This is a genomic window from Streptomyces griseorubiginosus (assembly GCF_017614965.1).
Lineage (GTDB): Bacteria > Actinomycetota > Actinomycetes > Streptomycetales > Streptomycetaceae > Streptomyces > Streptomyces griseorubiginosus_B.
This window is the reverse complement of sequence record NZ_WVUG01000195.1, coordinates 1-16,837: the sequence shown is the minus strand read 5'-3', so window position 1 is coordinate 16,837 and position 16,837 is coordinate 1. Positions and strand designations below refer to the sequence as shown.

Genomic DNA, 16,837 nt, shown 5'->3' with positions numbered 1-16,837 from the left:
GGGCGGCGGCTGAAGCTGCAGGGCACACAGGAGCGACGGGGCGGAGAGCAGCCGCCTGGGGGTGAGCGGCGTCGGTGGGGTGAGAGGTGCGGGGCCGTGGGTACGTGGGCGTCAGCGGTCGGGCACGGTGCCTGGACCTGTAGCGCACACACGAGTGACAGTAGGGACCATGCGACTGGCGTTCTCCACCCTCGGCGTCCCCGGCCTGCCCATCCCGGACGTGGTCCGGCTCGCGGCCACCCACGGCTACCACGGCGTCGAACTGCGCGCCCATCCGGAGGAGCCGGTCCATCCCGGCATCGGGCCGGACGAACGGGCCGACGTGGCCGCCGAGTTCAAGGCGGGCGGCATCGAGATCCTGGGGCTCGCGGGCTACGCGCGGGTCGCCGCGCCCGGCGACGACGGGCCCGTGATCGAGGAGGTCCGCCGCCTCCTCGACCTCGCCCACGACGTCGGCGCCCCCTACGTCCGCGTCTTCCCGGGCGGAGGCCCCGAGCAGACCCGCGAGCGCGCCGACGCCATCGCCGCCCGGCGGCTCGGTACGGCCGCGGAGCACGCCGCCGACCTCGGCGTCCGCATCCTGCTGGAGACGCACGACTCGCACCGCACCGGCGCCGACGCGATCCGCGTCCTCGGTCTGGTCGGCCACCGCTACGTCGGCTCCCTCTGGGACGTCATGCACACCTGGCTCGGCGGTGAGCAGCCCTCGGAGACCTACGCCGCCCTCTCGCCCTACCTCGGCTACGTCCAGGTCAAGGACATCGCCTCCGCCGAGGACAAGACCCCTCTCGCGCTCGGCGCGGGCGTCCTGCCGCTCACCGAGTGCGTGGACGTCCTGTCCCGGCACGGCTGGGACGGCTGGCTGTGCTGGGAGTACGAGAAGCGGTGGTACGAGGAGGCCGCGCCGCTCGAGGACCTGCTGGGCGCCGGCCGCTTGCACCTGGCCCGGCTGCTCAACGACTCGGCGTGAAGCGGGCCCGCGCGACGCCGGCGTAATTCGCTGGCCGCGGCCGGGAGCCGCTGGCTAGGGTCCCGCCGTGCCCCAGCCCGCCCCGAACGACCCCGTCATGCCCTCATGAGCATCGGCCGTACGTTCGTCGACGTCCGGCCGCTGCGGACCTCCCCTGCCTTCCGACGGCTGCTGATCGGGCGCACGGTGTCCTCGCTGGGCGGGTTCATGACCGTCGTGACCGTCATGTACCAGGTGTGGGACATGACGCACAGCTCGGTGTGGACCGGCGCGGTGGGGCTGGCTCAGGCGGTGCCGCTGGTCACGGTCGGGCTGTTGGCGGGGGCGTGGGTGGACCGGGCCGACCGGCGCCGGGTGTTCCTGCTGAGCACGGTCGGCTCGGCGGTCTGCGCCGTCCTGCTGGCCGTGCAGGGCTTCGCCGGGCACGTTCCGGCGTCCGTGGTGCTCGGGCTGGTGGCGGTGCAGACGTCGTTCACGGCGGTCGGCGCCCCCGCGTCCGGCGTGTTCCTGCCCCGGCTGCTGCCCAGGGACCAGGTGGGCGCCGGGCTCGCCCTCCAGCAGGTCACCGGCCAGTCGATGATGCTGCTCGGGCCGGCCGTGGCGGGCGTCGTCCTCGGCTGGTGGGGCGTGGGCGTCTGCTATCTGCTCGACGCGCTCAGCTTCGGCATGGCCTTCTACGGCGCCTACGGCCTCCCCGCGTTGCCGCCCGAGGGCGGGAAGTCCCGGCCCGGACTGCACGGCGTCCTCGACGGGCTGCGTTTCCTCACCGGCCACCGGGTGGTGCGCGGCGCGCTGCTGACGGACCTCGCGGCGACCGTCCTGGCCATGCCGGTGAGCCTGTTCCCGCTGGTCGACTCGGAGCGTTTCGGCGGCGACCCGCGCACCCTCGGCCTGTTCCTGTCGGCGCTGGCGGTGGGCGGGGTCGTCGCGACCGCCCTGTCCGGCCCGGTGACCCGGCTGGCCCGTCCCGGTCCGGTGATGCTGTGCGCCTCCGGCACCTGGGGCGCGGCCCTCGCCCTGTTCGGCCTGACCACCAGCGGCTGGGCGGGCCTCGGGACGCTGGTGCTGGCGGGGGCGGCGGACGCGGTGGCCGTGCTGTCCCGGGCCACGATCGTGCAGACCCGCACGCCGGACGCGTTGCTGGGCCGGGTCACGGCTGCCGAGACGATCGTCGGTCAGGCGGGGCCTCAGATCGGCAACCTCCGCGCCGGGCTCGTGGCCGCCCGCACCTCGGCCACGACCGCCCTGCTCACCGGCGGTCTGATGTGCCTGCTGGCCGTGCTGGCGGTGGCCGTGAGAACGCCCGAACTGCGGGACGGCGCCGGGGTCACACCGGACGGACGGTGATCTTCGACGTCGGGTCCAGGCACCACTCCAGTACGGCCGGCCAGGAACCGTAGCCCGCGTCCAGGTCGAGGTGCGCGGCGCCGGGAAGGAGGTCCGTCGGGATGCCGAGGGGGTCGCCGTAGAGCTCCCGCGCTCCTTCGGGGCAGTACGGATCGTCGTCCCCGGCGACCAGACGGGTGGGCGTCGGAAGGGCGAAGTCCAGGGCTGGCGGGGCGAATTCGGCGACCTCGGGATACCGGGCGAGGACGGACGCGGACGGCGGCGCCACCAGCAGCACCCGGTCGACGGCACCGTCCGTCACGATCCCGCGTGCGACGGCGTGCAGCCACAGCACGGCGGAGGCACTGTGGGCGAGCACGACCCTCTCCTCGCCGTCCATTCCCTCCAGATACCTGCCCAGTTCCGACAGCCACACCTCCAGGCTCGGGTCGTCGGGATCCGGGAGCTGGGGGTAGGTGACGCGGTGCCCGAGCCCGTCGAGCCGGTCGGCGAGCCAGTGCTGCCAGTGGGCGGGCGGACGGTGGTTCTGCCAGCCGTGGAGGATCAGGAAGTGTGAGGTCATGGAGATCATGCTGACCGAGAACCGGGGCAGGGGTCCAGGGCCGCTCGGGGCCGGCCAGGATGCGGACGGTGCGGTCGGGGCGGTCCGCGTGGCCAGGAGGCGGGCCGGGCGGTCCGGGTCAGAACAGGTCGAGGATCTCGGTCAGCCCGGTGACGGACGGCGGCGCCCCCGGTGGCGGTGCGGCTCCGTCGGGCTTCATCACCCGGCCCACGTATCCGAGTTCGACGGCCGCGGCGACCAACTCCGGGTCGTCGTCCACGAACAGGCACTCCTGGGGCCGCAGCCCCAGCGCGTCGCTGGCGTGCCGGTACATGCGCGGGTCGGGTTTGCGGCAGCCGAGGAGCGCCGAGATCGCGTACGCCTCGAAGTGGTCGCCGATGCCCAACGCGGCGTGCATGTCCGGCAGTCCGGCCCAGGCGTCCGAGACCACCGCCATCCGCACACCCCGGCGCCGCAGTTCGTCCAGTGTCTCCGCAACGCCCGGGCACAGCTCCACCACCGACGTGACGGGGATCTCCCGGCTGAGATCGGCCAGCAGACCCGGTGTCGGCTGAAGACCGAGGTGGCGCAGCAGGACCCGGTGGTAGTCGTCGTAGTCCGGCGTCGACGCCGACGCGGCGAAGAAGTCCTCGCCCGCCGCGATCGCCGCCGCGAACCGCTCCGGTGTGACCGTGGGGTCGTGACGCAGGACGGTCTCCTCGAAGTCCACCCGGGGGTTCCAGCGGCCCCCGACGGGCCGAGTCAGCACCCCGCCCGAGTCGAAGAGCACGGCCTGCAGTTCACCGGTCATCCCCCAGCACGCTCCTCAACTCCGCGAACGCCTCATGGAAACCGGGGAAAGTCTTCCGTACGCAGGCCGGATCGTCGAACGAGATACCGGGCGTGCGCAGGCCGGTCACCGCGAAGGACATCACGACGCGGTGGTCGCCGTAGGTCCTGATCTCCGCGCCCGTCGGTGTGCCGGGAAGGATCTCGATCCAGTCCGGGCCCGTGTCGACGCCGACGCCGAGCCGCCGCAGGTTCTCCGCGCACGCCTGAAGCCGGTCGCACTCCTTCACCCGGGTGTTCGCCACGTCCTCGATGCGGACCGGGCCGGAGGCGAAGGGGGCGATGGCGGCCAGGGTGGGCATGGTGTCGGAGATGTCCCGCATGGCGACCGTCAGGCCGCGCAGTTCGTCCGTGCCCCGGACGGTCGTGGCGTCCGACCCCACGGACACCTCCGCGCCCATCCGCCGCAGGACCTCGACGAACCCCAGGTCGCCCTGGAGCGAGCCCCGCCCCAGCCCCGGCACGGTCACCTCCGCGCCCGGGGTCACCGCTGCCGCCGCGAAGAAGTAGCTCGCTGTAGAGGCGTCGGGCTCGATCGGGTAGGTCGTGGCGCGGTAGCCGCCCGGCGGGACGACGAAGGCCTCGCCCTCGCGGGCCACCTCCGCGCCGAACGCCCGCATCATCGCGATCGTGATGTCCACGTACGGCGCGGAGACCAGGTCGGTGACGTGGATGCGCAGGCCCTTGCGGGTCAGCGGGCCGAGCAGGAGGAGCGCGGTCAGATACTGCGAGGACTGGCCGGCGTCCAGGGTGACCTCCCCGCCCTCGACCCCGGCCGCCCGCACCGTCAGCGGGTGGTGGCCCTCCGCCTGCTCGTGCCGCAGGTCCACGCCGAGGTCGCGCAGGGCGCGGGTGAGCGGGAGCAGGGGGCGGCGGCGCATCTGCGGCGAGGCGTCGAAGCGGTAGGTGCCCCGGCCCGCCGCGGCCAGCGTCGGCAGGAAGCGGGCGGTGGTCGCGCCGTCCCGGCAGTACACGTCCGCCTCGCTCACCGCCGGGCCCTGCGGGCGGCCGTCCACCTGCCAGGCGTCGGGTGTGCGGCCGACGCGGTGGCCGAGCCGCACCAGGCCCTCGGCGAAGCCCTCGGTGTCGTCCGAGCGGAGCGGGCGCACGAGGGTGGTGACACCGTCGGCCGCTGCCGCCAGGAACAGGGCGCGGGCGGTGATGGACTTGGAACCGGGGATGGTGACAACGGGCATGACTCATGATCGACCGCGCGGGGGCCGCGGCGCCCGCACGTCCATGGGATGGACCCCTTCCCGTCGCCCGCCGGTCACCGACGGCGCGGGACGAGCGGCCTGTCGTCGGTGGTCGCAGGGGCCGTACGTCTTTGGCAGGAGCGGCCGCCCGGGGTGACGGCTCACCCGTCCCGCGGGCCCCACCGGCACCGACTTCCGGGAATCGCCGGGAAGGGGGGAACCCGTCCCGAATACGGTTCGTCCAACCCGCAAGTTGCCGGATGAGTCTCCGCTGTGCGGTGTCGGCCCTCGCTGCTGGCTGCGATCGCTGACCTACCCTCTCCGCCGTACTGCGGCCGGCAGCACAGCCGCCATCGGCGCGCCCCCCTCCAACAGCGCCGATGGCGGCCCCTTCGCGGAGAACCCTTTCGGCACCCGGCTTCCCGGTGGCGTGCGCGCTCCCTTGACTGGCAGAAACTTCCCGGATATTGCTTCCCGGACGGAAGTTTCCTTCAGTGGATCATCTCCGGAAGGAGCGCACGTGCCCTCCAGACGTACCGTCCTCGCCGCGACCATGGGTGTCACCGCATCCCTCGCGGTCGGCGGCACCGCTCACGCCGACGACAAGAAGCTCCGCTCCCTCATCTCCCGTATGACCCTGCCGGAAAAGGTCGGCCAGCTCTTCGTGATGCGGGTCTACGGCCACTCCGCCACCGCCCCCGACCAGGCCGACATCGACGCCAACCTCAAGGAGATCGGCGTCCGCACGGCCGCCGAGCTGATCGCGAAGTACCGCGTCGGCGGCATCATCTACTTCACCTGGGCCAACAACACCCGCGACCCGCACCAGATCGCCGACCTGTCCAACGGCATCCAGAAGGCGTCCCTCAGCGCCCCCCGCGGGCTGCCCGTGCTCGTCACCACCGACCAGGAGCACGGCATCGTCTGCCGGGTGGGCAGCCCCGCCACCCTCTTCCCGGGCGCGATGGCCGTCGGGGCGGGCGGCTCCCGCGCGGACGCCCACACGTTGGGCCGCGTCTCCGGCGCGGAGCTGCGAGCGATCGGCATCAACCAGGACTACTCCCCCGACGCCGACGTGAACATCAACCCGGCCAACCCCGTCATCGGCGTCCGCTCCTTCGGCGCCGATCCGCAGGCGGTGGCCGGTCTGGTCGCCGCCGAGGTCGCCGGGTACCAGCGGTCGTCGGTCGCGGCGACCGCCAAGCACTTCCCCGGGCACGGCGACACGGCCGTCGACAGCCACTACGGCTTCCCGGTGATCACCCACAGCCGGGAGCTGTGGGAGAAGCTGGACGCCGTCCCCTTCCGGGCGGCGATCAGGGCGGGCGTCGACTGCGTCATGACCGCGCACATCCAGTTCCCGGCCCTGGACGACTCCGGCGACCCGGCCACCCTCTCCCACCCGATCCTCACCGGCATCCTGCGCGGCGAACTCGGCTACGACGGCGTGGTGGTGACCGACTCCCTGGGCATGGAGGGCGTGCGGACGAAGTACGGCGACGACCGGGTCCCGGTGCTCGCCCTGAAGGCCGGTGTCGACCAGCTGCTCAACCCGCCGGACCTGTCCGTCGCCTGGAACGCCGTCCTGAAGGCGGTGCGGGACGGGGAGCTCACCGAGGCGCGGCTGGACGAGTCGATCCTGCGCATCCTGCGCCTGAAGGCGCGGCTCGGGCTGTTCGAGCGGCCGTATGTCAGCCGGGCCGGTGTGGACCGGGTGGTCGGCACGAAGGCGCATCTCGCGGTGGCCGACCGCATCGCCGAGCGTACGACGACCCTGCTGGTCAACGAGGGGTCACTACTGCCGCTGTCCCCCCGTAGGCACCCGAAACTGCTGGTCGTGGGCGCCGATCCGGCCTCCCCGTCCGGTACGACGGGCCCGCCGACGGGTGTCCTCGCGAGAGCCCTGACGGGACTCGGCTTCACGGCCACGGCCCTGTCCACCGGCACGGCGCCGTCCTCCGCCACCATCGCCTCGGCGGTGGCGGCGGCACGGGAGGCGGACGCGGTGGTCGTGGCGACGTACAACGTCACCGCGGGCAGTTCGCAGAGGACCCTCGCCGAGCAACTGGTGGCGACGGGCAGGCCGGTGGTGGCGATCGCCGTCCGCAACCCCTACGACGTGGCCCAACTCCCCTCCGTCCCGGCCTATGTGGCCGCCTATTCCTGGACGGACGTCGAACTGCGGGCTGCCGCGCGGGTGATCGCCGGGAAGGTGGCGCCGCGCGGGAGGTTGCCGGTGCCGGTGCAGCGGGCGGACGATCCGGCGCGGGTGCTGTACCCCATCGGCTACGGACTGACGTACTAGAAGGGGCGTAGACCGCATACGCCGCACAACCGGCGTACACCCCCCAACGGAACCAATGCCTCCCGCGCGTCTGGCGTGACCGGCTTCGGCGGGTCACGCTGGACAGGGGTGCGCGGGGAGGCGCCCGGGGGGACGCGATGCGTGAGAGATGTTCGGTGGGGGTGGTCTGTGCTCTGCTGGTGCTGGTCGCCGCGGTGCTGACCGGCTGCCAGGCGCTGTCGTCCGCGTCCGGTGAGGACGCCGGGCCCACCGTCACACCGGCGGCGGCCTCGACGCGGCCGTCCGGCTACGGGGCGGTGTTCCTCGGGGTCGACGAGTGCAGTTCGTTCGGCACGACGAGCTTCACCGAGGTGCCGTGCACCAGTGAGCGGGCGGCGGCGCGGGTGGTCGCGCGCCACGACGGCACGGTGGCCGACGGTCCGCTGTGCCCGGCGACCACGGACTTCGTGCTGCACATCAGCGCGCAGAGCCCGTCGTCCGACGAGGACGGCGACGGTTCGGTGCCGCAGGGCTACGCCTGCATGCGCAACCTGGAGCCCCCGCACCCCGGTGATCCGGGCGGCGGGGGCGGACCGCGCACCATCGTCGGCGACTGTGTCTACGGCTCGGGCAGCGGGCAGGTCCGGGAGACCAGGTGCGACGGCGGCGGCGCGAAGAAGCCGCAGTACAAGGTGGTCAGGGCGGTCGCCAGGCGGGCGTCCTGCCCCGCCTCGACCGCGCTCTACGTCCACCTCGACGGCGAGGAACCGGTGGGCTGCGCCCGGCGCGTCTGACCGACGGCCGGGCGCGGCACGGGAGTCAGGGACGCAGCGCGGGCTCGCGCTCCACGTCCCGCACGTCCAGCTTCCGGTCGAACCGGGCCAGCGGCTCGGCGACCGGCGTCTCGTCCGCCACCCCCGCCCAGTCCAGGATCCGCTGCGTCGCCAGCGCCTTCTGGTCCGGGACCAGACCGGCGACGTTCGCCCCGTGGTTGAGGCCCGGCGCGGTGAAGACGTACGCGTCCTTCGCGCCCTTGCCGACGCGGAAGCGCTCCGCTCCCCACGGGTCGTTCTGGCCGTACACGAACAGCATGTGGTGGGCGTGGTGCCGCACCCAGCTGTCGACGTCCCGCATGGCCCCCGGCTGGAACCGCATCGGGATCGACCGCGGCACGAAGTTGCGCGGCGCCTGGTAGCCGTAGCGGACGTACTTCTTCTCGATGTACGGGAAGTGGATCGTCGGCGCGCCCAGCTGGGTGCCGGCCTGGTAGTAGTACGGCGTGTACGGCTCCAGGCCCTGGTCGGTGTAGAAGGAGAACCCGGAGATGGTGTCGACGGAGTCCCAGATCGCCTGGTCGGTGGCGTGCTTGGCGTCCGCCGGGATCGTGGCGCAGTCGGAGAGCAGGCTGTACTGCCAGAAGCCCCAGACGTAGTCGAGGACGACGGCCTCGTAGGCACGGTCCAGGCTGCCGATGGTCGTGAACGTGAAGCCGTTCTCGGCCGCGTACGCCGCGTACTTCTTCTCCAGCGGCTCCCGGCGCACCAGCGCCTCGCGCTGCACGGCGTTCAGCCGGTCGCGGCACTCCTTGGTGCCGACGCGGGTGAAGAAGCGGTCGTATGCGGAGTCCTCGTCGTCGACGACGTCGTTCGGGGCGACGTAGGCCACCACGCCGTCCATGTCGCGCGGGTAGAAGCGCTCGTAGTACGTGGCGGTCATGCCGCCCTTCGAACCGCCCGTGGAGATCCACCTCTTGGGGTAGACCGACTTCAGCGCCCGGAAGATGCGGTGCTGGTCGCTCGCCGCCTGCCAGATGTCCAGCTTCGACCAGTCGGCCGGGTTCGGCCGGGACGGAGTGAAGAAGCGGTACTCCATGGACACCTGGTTGCCGTCCACGATCTGGGTCGGCTCGCGGCGGCTCGGTGTGGTGGAGACGTTGTAGCCGCCGGTGTAGAAGACGGTCGGGCGGTCGACTCCCTTGTGCAGCACGGTGATCCGCTGCTGGAAGGTGCCCTTGGACGGATGCCGGTGGTCGACCGGCTGGGTGTAGTTCAGGACGAAGAAGCGGTAGCCGGGGTACGGCTTCTCCTCGATCAGGCTCATGCCCGGGATGGCGAGCAACCGGTCCTTGATGTCGGTCGCCGCTTTGGTCCCCGTGGCCGCCGGCTGGGCGGCGGTGGCCGCTCCCGCCGTGCTCAACGTGCCTATGAGCACGGCGAACGCGAGCAGCCATCTGAGCGCCTTGCGCATGCACCCTCCCCTGTGAGTACAGATGTCCGCCGGACGCTAGCGTCGCAACGGGCGGACGCACCAGGGGAGTTCAAGAAATACTTGTGGGGTTCCCGTGACTCAGCAAAGGATCCAGCCCGAACTCACGGATCCGCCCTCCACCGAGCCCTTGATCCGCACGCACCGGTGTCCGGCGTGCACCGTGACCGGTCCGGCGTGGTGGACGTACTGTCCGCTGTCGACGACCGGACGGTTGCCGCGGGCCTGCACGCTGACCGACATGGAGCGCTTGGCGGTTGAGGCGTGCTTGGGGAACGTCACGGCGCAGACGTAGCCGTCGGCCTTGTAGACGTGCACGACACCGGTGGAGAAGGTCAGGTCCCGCACCTTGCGCCCGTAGCAGTACGGGTCGGCGTGCGCGTTGCCCGACGCGGCGAGCGCGAGCGCCCCGGACGCGGTCACCACGGCCATGCCGAGTGCGATCCGGCGCCGTATCGCACCAGAGTCCACTGTCGTCCCTCCCCTACGACCGACAAAGAGCGTACGGGTGTACGGACGCCGGACGTATGTCGGATGGTTGCACGCCCATCAGGGAACGGACAGCGAACCAACAGCGAACAGACAGCGCGCCCTCACCGCGTGACCCCGACCGTCTCCTCCGCGTCGGGCTGCCCGACGAACGTCCGCCACAACTCCGTGTAGCGCCCGCCGAGTCGGAGCAGCTCCTCGTGCGTGCCGTCCTCCACCACGCGGCCGTGGTCCATCACCACCACGCGGTCCGCGCGGGCTGCCGTGGTCAGGCGGTGGGCTACGACGAGGGTGGTGCGGCGGCCCGCCAGGCGGTCGGTCGCCTGGTTGACCTGGGCCTCCGTGGCCAGGTCGAGCGCGGCGGTCGCCTCGTCGAGGAGCAGGATGTCGGGGTCGACGAGTTCCGCGCGGGCCAGCGCGATCAACTGGCGTTGGCCGGCGGAGAGGTTGCGGCCGCGCTCGGCGACCTCGTGGAGATAGCCGCCGTCGAGGGTGGCGATCATCTCGTGCGCGCCGACCGCCCGGGCCGCCGCCTCGACCTCGGCGTCCGTCGCCTCTGGGCGGCCGTAGGCGATGGCGTCGCGGACGGTGCCCTGGAAGAGGTAGGCCTCCTGCGGGACGACACCGAGCCGGTGGCGGTAGGAGGTGATGTCCAGGGACCGCAGGTCGGTGCCGTCGACCGTCACCCGGCCGCGGGTGGGGTCGTAGAACCGCGCCACCAGCTTCACGAGGGTCGACTTGCCGGCGCCGGTCTCGCCGACGAACGCGACCGTCTGGCCCTCCGGGATCGTCAAGTCGACGCCGGACAGGGCCTCTTCGTCGTCGCCGTAGGCGAAGTGCACGTCCTCGAAGGCGATGTCGCCGCGCAGGGAGCGGACTTCGAGGGGCTCGTCGGCGGCCTTGGTGGAGGTCGGCTCGCGCAGCAGCTCCTGGATACGGCCGAGGGAGACGGTGGCCTGCTGGTAGCCGTCGAAGACCTGGGAGAGCTGCTGGACCGGTGCGAAGAACAGGTCGATGTAGAGCAGGTAGGCGACCAGCGCCCCGGTCGTGAGCGTGGCCTCGTCGATCCGTCCCGCACCGGCGATCAGCACGGCGGCCGCGGCCACCGACGACAGCAGCTGCACGAACGGGAAGTAGACCGAGATCAGCCACTGCCCGCGCACCCGCGCCCTGCGGTAGCTGTCACTGAGCTCCGTGAACCGCGCCCCGCCGTCCCGCTCGCGCGAGAAGGCCTGCACGATCCGCAGCCCCGATACCGACTCCTGCAGGTCCGCGTTCACCAACGACACGCGCTCACGGGCGAGTTCGTACGCCTTCACGCTCGCCCGGCGGAAGAAGTACGTGGCGACGACCAGCGGCGGCAGGGTGGCGAAGACGACCAGCGCGAGCTGGACGTCGATCACCAGCAGGGCGACCAGGATGCCGAAGAAGGTGACGACGGAGACGAACGCGGTGACAAGGCCGGTCTGCAGGAACGTGGACAGCGCGTCGACGTCGGTCGTCATCCGGGTCATGATCCGGCCGGTCAGCTCCCGCTCGTAGTAGTCGAGGCCGAGCCGCTGGAGCTGGGCGAAGATCTTCAGCCGCAGCGAGTACAGGACCCGCTCGCCGGTGCGGCCGGTCATCCGGGTCTCCCCGACCTGCGCGGCCCACTGCGCGACGACCGCGAGCAGCCCGAGCAGCGAGGCCGACCAGACCGCGCCGAGGGCCAGGGCGTTGACGCCCTTGTCGATGCCGTGCCGGATCAGCACCGGCAGCAGCAGGCCCATCCCGGCGTCGACGGCGACGAGCCCGAGGCTGATCAGCAGGGGCAGTCCGAAGCCCCGCAGCAGCCTGCGCAGTCCGTAGGAGTCCTCGGGCATGACCGCCCGCGCCTCGTCGATGTCCGGGGTGTCGGTCGCCGGCGGCAGCGCCTCGACCTGCGCGAGGAGTTCCGGGGTGGCCGGCATCCCGGACAGCGCGTGGTCCTTGGGCTGCCGGTCGCCGGTCCACAGCCGCGGGGTCACCCCGCGCTCGGCGTCGAACTCGGCGTCCAGCTCGTCCCGCACGGACGTGTCCTCGGCGGGCTGGGCGGGCCGGGCGTGGCCGGGCGAGACCCCGCCGAGCTCGTCGGGGTCGGTGAGCAGACGGCGGTAGAGCGCGGACCGCTCCTGCAGCTCCTCGTGCGTGCCGAGGTCGGCGAGGCGCCCGCCGTCGAGTACGGCGATGCGGTCGGCGAGGTTGAGGGTGGAGCGGCGGTGCGCGATGAGCAGGGTCGTACGGCCCCGCATGACGTGCCTCAGCGCCTCGTGGATCTCGTGCTCGACGCGGGCGTCCACGGCGGAGGTGGCGTCGTCGAGGACCAGGAGACGGGGGTCGGTGAGGATCGCGCGGGCGAGGGCGACCCGCTGGCGCTGGCCGCCGGAGAGCGTGAGGCCGTGCTCGCCGACCTTGGTGCCGTAGCCCTCGGGCAGCTCCCTGATGAAACGGTCCGCCTGGGCGGCGCGCGCGGCGGCCTCGACCTCCTCGTCGGTGGCGTCCGGGCGGCCGTACGCGATGTTGTTGCGGACGGTGTCGGAGAAGAGGAAGGAGTCCTCGGGGACCAGCCCGATCGCGGCCCGCAGCGAGTCGAAGGTCAGCTCGCGGACGTCGTGCCCGCCGATCAGGACGGCGCCGTGCGTGACGTCGTAGAAGCGCGGGAGGAGGAGGGAGACCGTGGACTTGCCGGAGCCGGAGGAACCGACGACCGCGAGGGTCTCCCCCGGGCGGATCTCGAAGCTCAGCCCTTGCAGGACGGGCCGCTCGTGGTCGTAGCCGAAGGAGACGTCGTCGAACTCGACGGTCGCGGGCGCGTCGGCGGGCAGCTCCTTCGTGCCCTCCGTCATGGTCGGCCGGGTGTCGATCAGCTCCAGGACGCGCTCGGTGCCGGCGCGGGCCTGCTGTCCCACGGTGAGGACGAACGCCAGCATGCGGACCGGGCCGACGAGCTGGGCGAGGTAGGTGGAGAAGGCGACGAAGGTACCGAGGGTGATGTGACCGCGCACGGCGAGCCAGCCACCGAGCGCCAGCATCGCGACCTGGCCGAGGGCGGGCACGGCCTGGAGGGCGGGGGTGTACGTGCTGTTCAGCCGTACGGTCCGCAGCCGCCCGGCGAACAGCCGCCGCCCGACCTCCCGGAGCTTCCCGGTCTCCTGCTCCTCCTGTCCGAACCCCTTCACCACGCGTACGCCGCTGACGGCTCCGTCGACCACGCCGGCCACGGCGGCGGCCTGGGCCTGCGCGTACCAGGTGGCGGGGTGCAGCCGGGAGCGGCTGCGCTTGGCGATCCACCACAGGGCCGGGGCGACGGCGAGGGCGACGAGGGTGAGCGGCAGCGACAGCCAGGCCATGATGACCAGGGAGATCAGGAAGAGCAGGACGTTCCCGATGGTCATGGGGAGCATGAAGAGCAGCCCCTGGATCAGCTGGAGGTCGCTGGTCGCGCGTCCCACGACCTGCCCCGTGGACAGCTCGTCCTGGCGTCGCCCGTCGAGCCGGGTGATCGTCTCGAACATCTCGGTCCGCAGGTCGTGCTGGACGTCGAGGGCGAGACGGCCACCGTAGTAGCGGCGGACGTAGGTGGCGACGTAGACGAGGACGGCGGCGCCGACCAGCGCCCCGGCCCAGGGGGCCATGCCCCGGCTGTGATCGCCGATCACGTCGTCGATGATCACCTTGGTGACGAGAGGGACGAGCGCGGTGACGGCCATGCCCGCCAGGGAGGAGCCGAGGGACAGCACGACGTCCTTCGGATACCGCCACGCGTACCCGGCCAGTCGCCGTGCCCATCCCCGTTGCTCGCTCACGCGGGTGCCCTCCGATCGTCCTGATCTACCGGAAGGCACCAACACGAGACGAAGCGGATTTCATCCCTCCGCAACAATAGGGACGACGACAGGGAGGGGTCAGACGCGCACCCGCAGGTAGTAGAAGCGGGTGGTCTGCGCCGCGTTCTGGTTGTCGTCGCTGACCAGGAGCACCTTCAGGCGGCCCTTCGAGTACCCCGTCACGGTCATCCCCTCGATGTTGTCGAGGAGCGGGTTCGGCTGGGGCTGCTTCGCGGTGGCGCCGAGGGAGGGACAGCCGGCGATGTCGGCGAGGAGGGTCTTCCTGATCAGCCGCACCCCTTTCTGTCCCGTGAGGTTCTCGATGCCGCTGGTGTCCGTCGCGTGGCGGGGGTCGGCCAGGTAGAGGCGGACGGTGTTGCCGACGCCGGAGGTGAAGCCGCGCTCCAGGACGAGGAGGCGGCCGTCGGGGGTGGCCTGGACCTCGGGGACGCCAAGCCCCGCGTCGACGCGGTAGGCGTACTGGGCGGCGAGACGGAAGGGGGCGTCCTTGGTCCGGGTCCAGGTCTGGAAGCGGACGATGTCGGTGGAGTCGCCGGAGATCGCGTTCTCCATCGAGGCGAGCAGGGTGCGGCCGCCGGGCAGGAGGGTCAGGCCCTCGAAGGTCTGGTTGGACGTGGCGCGTCCGGCGGGGGCGACGAGGAGGGAGGACGGGACCGGGAGCCGGTCGAGGATCCCGCCGTCGGTGCCGTAGCGGCGCACGGACGGCTCGGTCTCCGAGGTGATCAGCCTGGTGCCGTCCCGGTCGACGACGAGACCCTCGCTGTCCAGCGCGGCCCCCTTCTCGTCGGCGAGCCGGACGACCCGCTTCGGGGCGAGCGTCCTCGCGTCCAGGTCGAAGAGGGAGGAGCGGTCCTCGAGGGCGGCGATCGAGCCGTCCTTGTCCACCGCGAGCGCGGAGAAGTTGCCGACGAACGTGCCGTCGTACGTCGTCTTGTCCAGCGCGTCGGAGAAGCGGTCGATCGAGACGGAGGGCGAACAGGCGTGGCTCGTCCGAGGGGTGGCCGGGGCGGGCCCGGCGGCGGTCAGCGTGGTGGCCGCCGCCAGGGCCGCGGTGACGGTCGCGAGTACGGTTCTCAGGCGCATGCGCGCCACCGTAGGCGCCGCCGGTGACACGCGGGAGACCGGCGGGCGTCAACTCGCTGCGAGATCCCTGTGGATGACCTTCGCCACGCCCTGGATGGTGGAGATGCCGTAGTTCATGGTGCTGTTGCCCCAGGTGAGCACCGTGATCATGTAGTCGTGGCCGCCGCCGTTGAAGGTGCCGACGCTGTGCACCCGCCAGCCGTGCGTCGAGCGCTGCAGCCAGCCGTTCTTGACGTGCCAGGAGACGCCGGACGGGGTGCCGTAGGGCGTGCCCCAGCGCTGCGAGGAGATGACCTGGCCCATCAACTTCAGGATGTAGGCACGGGCGTTGTCGCTGAGCACCGCGTTCTTCGCCGTGATCAGCTTGAGCAGCTTCTGCTCGTCGGTGACGTTGATCTGGGTCAGACCCCAGTAGCCGTTCGCGCCGGGGACGGTCTTCGTCATGCCGGCGGCGCTCAGGAAGCCCTTGATCTTCGTCAGGCCCAGCTGCTTCCACAGCCTGCTGGTCGCGTCGTTGTCCGACTTGGTGATCATGGCCTTGGCCAACGAGGCCTCGGTGTCGGTGAGATACCGGTTGTGCTTCTTCGCGTCCCACAGCAGCGTGGCGAGGACGGTCACCTTGACGACACTGGCGGAGTCGTAGGAGGAGGTGGCCCGCAGCGAGCACGTGGTGTTGGTGGAGCGGTCGTAGAGCCCGACCGCGACGGTGCCCTGACGGCCGGCGAGCGCGGCGGTGATGTCCTTCTGGAGCTTGGTGGCCAGGCCCGCCCGGGCGGACGTGCAGCTGACCGTGGGTGCCGTGGCGGCCGCGGCGGGCGAGGCGGCGGCCACGCCGGGTATGAGCACGCCGAGCCCGAGGGCCCCCGTGGCGAGCGCTCTGGCGCGTCTGGTTGATTTCCCTTGATTCATGCCCCTGTTGACGCTCGAATTCGCCCGAAAGGTTGTACGCGTCGGCCTCATTGGGCAAAGACTGCCCAAGGCGTTACCGCCCCCTCGGCGGATTCACAGCCCGGAGCCAGCTTCGTCACAGCCCCCACCCACTCCCCCTCCGCACGATGCCCGGGTGACATCTGCCACCGATCCGCACCCCCACACCGAGCCCGTGTCCGCCGACTGGCCGCCGCCCGCCCCGCCGGCGGCGGCGCCGCCGGACCGGGCACCGCGCTGGTCGCCGCCCGCCCTGATCGCGATCCTGGTCCTGGCGGCGGTCCTCTACGCCTGGAACCTGTCCGGATCCAGCATGAACACCTTCTACAGCGGTGCCATCTGGGCCGCCACGAAGAGCTGGAAGGCCTGGTTCTTCGGTTCGCTGGACCCCGGCAACTTCCTGACCGTCGACAAACCACCGTTCGCGACCATGGTCATGGGCCTGTCGTGCCGTGTCTTCGGCTTCGGCACCTGGCAGATGATGGCGCCTCAGATCCTGGCGGCCCTCGCCACGATCTGGATCCTGCACTCCACCGTGAAGCGGGTGTGGGGTCACGGGGCGGCGACCGTCGCCGCGCTGGTGCTGGCGCTGACCCCGATCACCGTCGCCATCAACCGCGACAACAACCCCGACACCCTCCTGGTGTTCCTCATGGTCGCGGGCGCGGCCCTCGCCTTCCGCGCCACCCGTGACGACAGGCTGCTGCCGCTGCTCGGCTCGGCGGCCTGCTTCGGTCTGGCCTTCAACACCAAGCTGCTCGCGGGCTGGATCGCCCTCCCCGCCGTCTTCGCGCTCTACCTGTACGCGTCGAGGGCGTCCTGGGCGAAGCGGATCGTCAACCTGCTGCTCGCCGCGGTCGTCCTGGCCGTCTCCAGCTTCTGGTGGGCCCTGGCGGTGTCCCTGGTCCCGGCCTCCGACCGGCCCTACATCGGCGGCTCCACGGACGGTTCCGCCTGGGACCTGATCATGGGCTACGACGGTCTCGGCCGTGTCTTCGGCGGCGAGGGCAACGGCGGGGG

13 protein-coding genes are annotated in these 16,837 nt (G+C 71.8%); 5 read left to right on the top strand and 8 right to left on the bottom strand.

The features are described 5' to 3' along the window. Positions 1 to 169 precede the first annotated feature (169 nt). Both GRC12_RS29455 and GRC12_RS29450 read left to right on the top strand, forming a co-directional pair. On the top strand, positions 170 to 970 hold the full coding sequence (locus GRC12_RS29455) for a sugar phosphate isomerase/epimerase family protein (RefSeq protein ID WP_208782489.1): 801 nt from the start codon (positions 170 to 172) through the stop codon (positions 968 to 970). Between the two features lie 105 nt (positions 971 to 1,075). Further along, positions 1,076 to 2,317 carry an MFS transporter gene (locus GRC12_RS29450; protein ID WP_208782487.1) on the top strand — a complete coding sequence of 414 codons (1,242 nt, stop codon included), beginning with the start codon at positions 1,076 to 1,078 and terminating at the stop codon, positions 2,315 to 2,317. Here GRC12_RS29450 and GRC12_RS29445 read toward each other — a convergent pair. The 3 genes from GRC12_RS29445 to aroA form a co-directional block, all read right to left on the bottom strand. Then, positions 2,298 to 2,879: an RBBP9/YdeN family alpha/beta hydrolase gene (locus tag GRC12_RS29445; RefSeq protein WP_208782485.1), complete on the bottom strand. Its 582-nt coding sequence runs from the start codon at positions 2,877 to 2,879 to the stop codon at positions 2,298 to 2,300. The two genes, GRC12_RS29450 and GRC12_RS29445, sit on opposite strands and share 20 nt — an antisense overlap. A gap of 118 nt (positions 2,880 to 2,997) precedes the next feature. Beyond that, positions 2,998 to 3,669, bottom strand: coding sequence for an HAD family hydrolase (locus GRC12_RS29440; RefSeq protein ID WP_208782482.1), 672 nt, complete (start codon positions 3,667 to 3,669; stop codon positions 2,998 to 3,000). Beyond that, positions 3,659 to 4,903, bottom strand: coding sequence for a 3-phosphoshikimate 1-carboxyvinyltransferase (gene aroA, locus GRC12_RS29435; RefSeq protein ID WP_208782480.1), 1,245 nt, complete (start codon positions 4,901 to 4,903; stop codon positions 3,659 to 3,661). Before aroA ends, GRC12_RS29440 begins: the two co-directional genes overlap by 11 nt. A gap of 520 nt (positions 4,904 to 5,423) precedes the next feature. On the opposite strand from aroA, the gene GRC12_RS29430 reads away from it, so the two are divergent. Then, complete coding sequence (locus GRC12_RS29430) at positions 5,424 to 7,208, top strand: glycoside hydrolase family 3 protein (protein WP_308286666.1); 1,785 nt, start codon at positions 5,424 to 5,426, stop codon at positions 7,206 to 7,208. Between the two features lie 137 nt (positions 7,209 to 7,345). Next, a complete protein-coding gene (locus GRC12_RS29425; protein ID WP_208782478.1) occupies positions 7,346 to 7,981 on the top strand; it encodes a hypothetical protein in 636 nt (211 codons plus the stop codon). Between the two features lie 25 nt (positions 7,982 to 8,006). Here GRC12_RS29425 and GRC12_RS29420 read toward each other — a convergent pair whose 3' ends face one another. The 5 genes from GRC12_RS29420 to GRC12_RS29400 all read right to left on the bottom strand — a co-directional run bounded on the left by GRC12_RS29420 (position 8,007) and on the right by GRC12_RS29400 (position 15,799). Then, on the bottom strand, positions 8,007 to 9,434 hold the full coding sequence (locus GRC12_RS29420; protein ID WP_208782476.1) for a S28 family serine protease: 1,428 nt from the start codon (positions 9,432 to 9,434) through the stop codon (positions 8,007 to 8,009). Between the two features lie 99 nt (positions 9,435 to 9,533). Then, on the bottom strand, positions 9,534 to 9,923 hold the full coding sequence (locus tag GRC12_RS29415) for a hypothetical protein (RefSeq protein ID WP_208782474.1): 390 nt from the start codon (positions 9,921 to 9,923) through the stop codon (positions 9,534 to 9,536). 122 nt (positions 9,924 to 10,045) lie between these two features. Then, complete coding sequence (locus GRC12_RS29410) at positions 10,046 to 13,765, bottom strand: ABC transporter ATP-binding protein (protein ID WP_208782472.1); 3,720 nt, start codon at positions 13,763 to 13,765, stop codon at positions 10,046 to 10,048. A 99-nt stretch (positions 13,766 to 13,864) separates the two neighbouring features. Continuing rightward, positions 13,865 to 14,890, bottom strand: a complete 1,026-nt coding sequence (locus tag GRC12_RS29405; RefSeq protein WP_208782470.1) for an esterase-like activity of phytase family protein — start codon at positions 14,888 to 14,890, stop codon at positions 13,865 to 13,867. Positions 14,891 to 14,938: 48 nt separating this feature from the next. Continuing rightward, positions 14,939 to 15,799: a serine hydrolase gene (locus tag GRC12_RS29400; protein ID WP_208782468.1), complete on the bottom strand. Its 861-nt coding sequence runs from the start codon at positions 15,797 to 15,799 to the stop codon at positions 14,939 to 14,941. A 154-nt stretch (positions 15,800 to 15,953) separates the two neighbouring features. Here GRC12_RS29400 and GRC12_RS29395 point away from each other — a divergent pair. Further along, on the top strand, positions 15,954 to 16,837 hold an 884-nt coding region (locus tag GRC12_RS29395; protein ID WP_208782466.1), incomplete at its 3' end, for an ArnT family glycosyltransferase.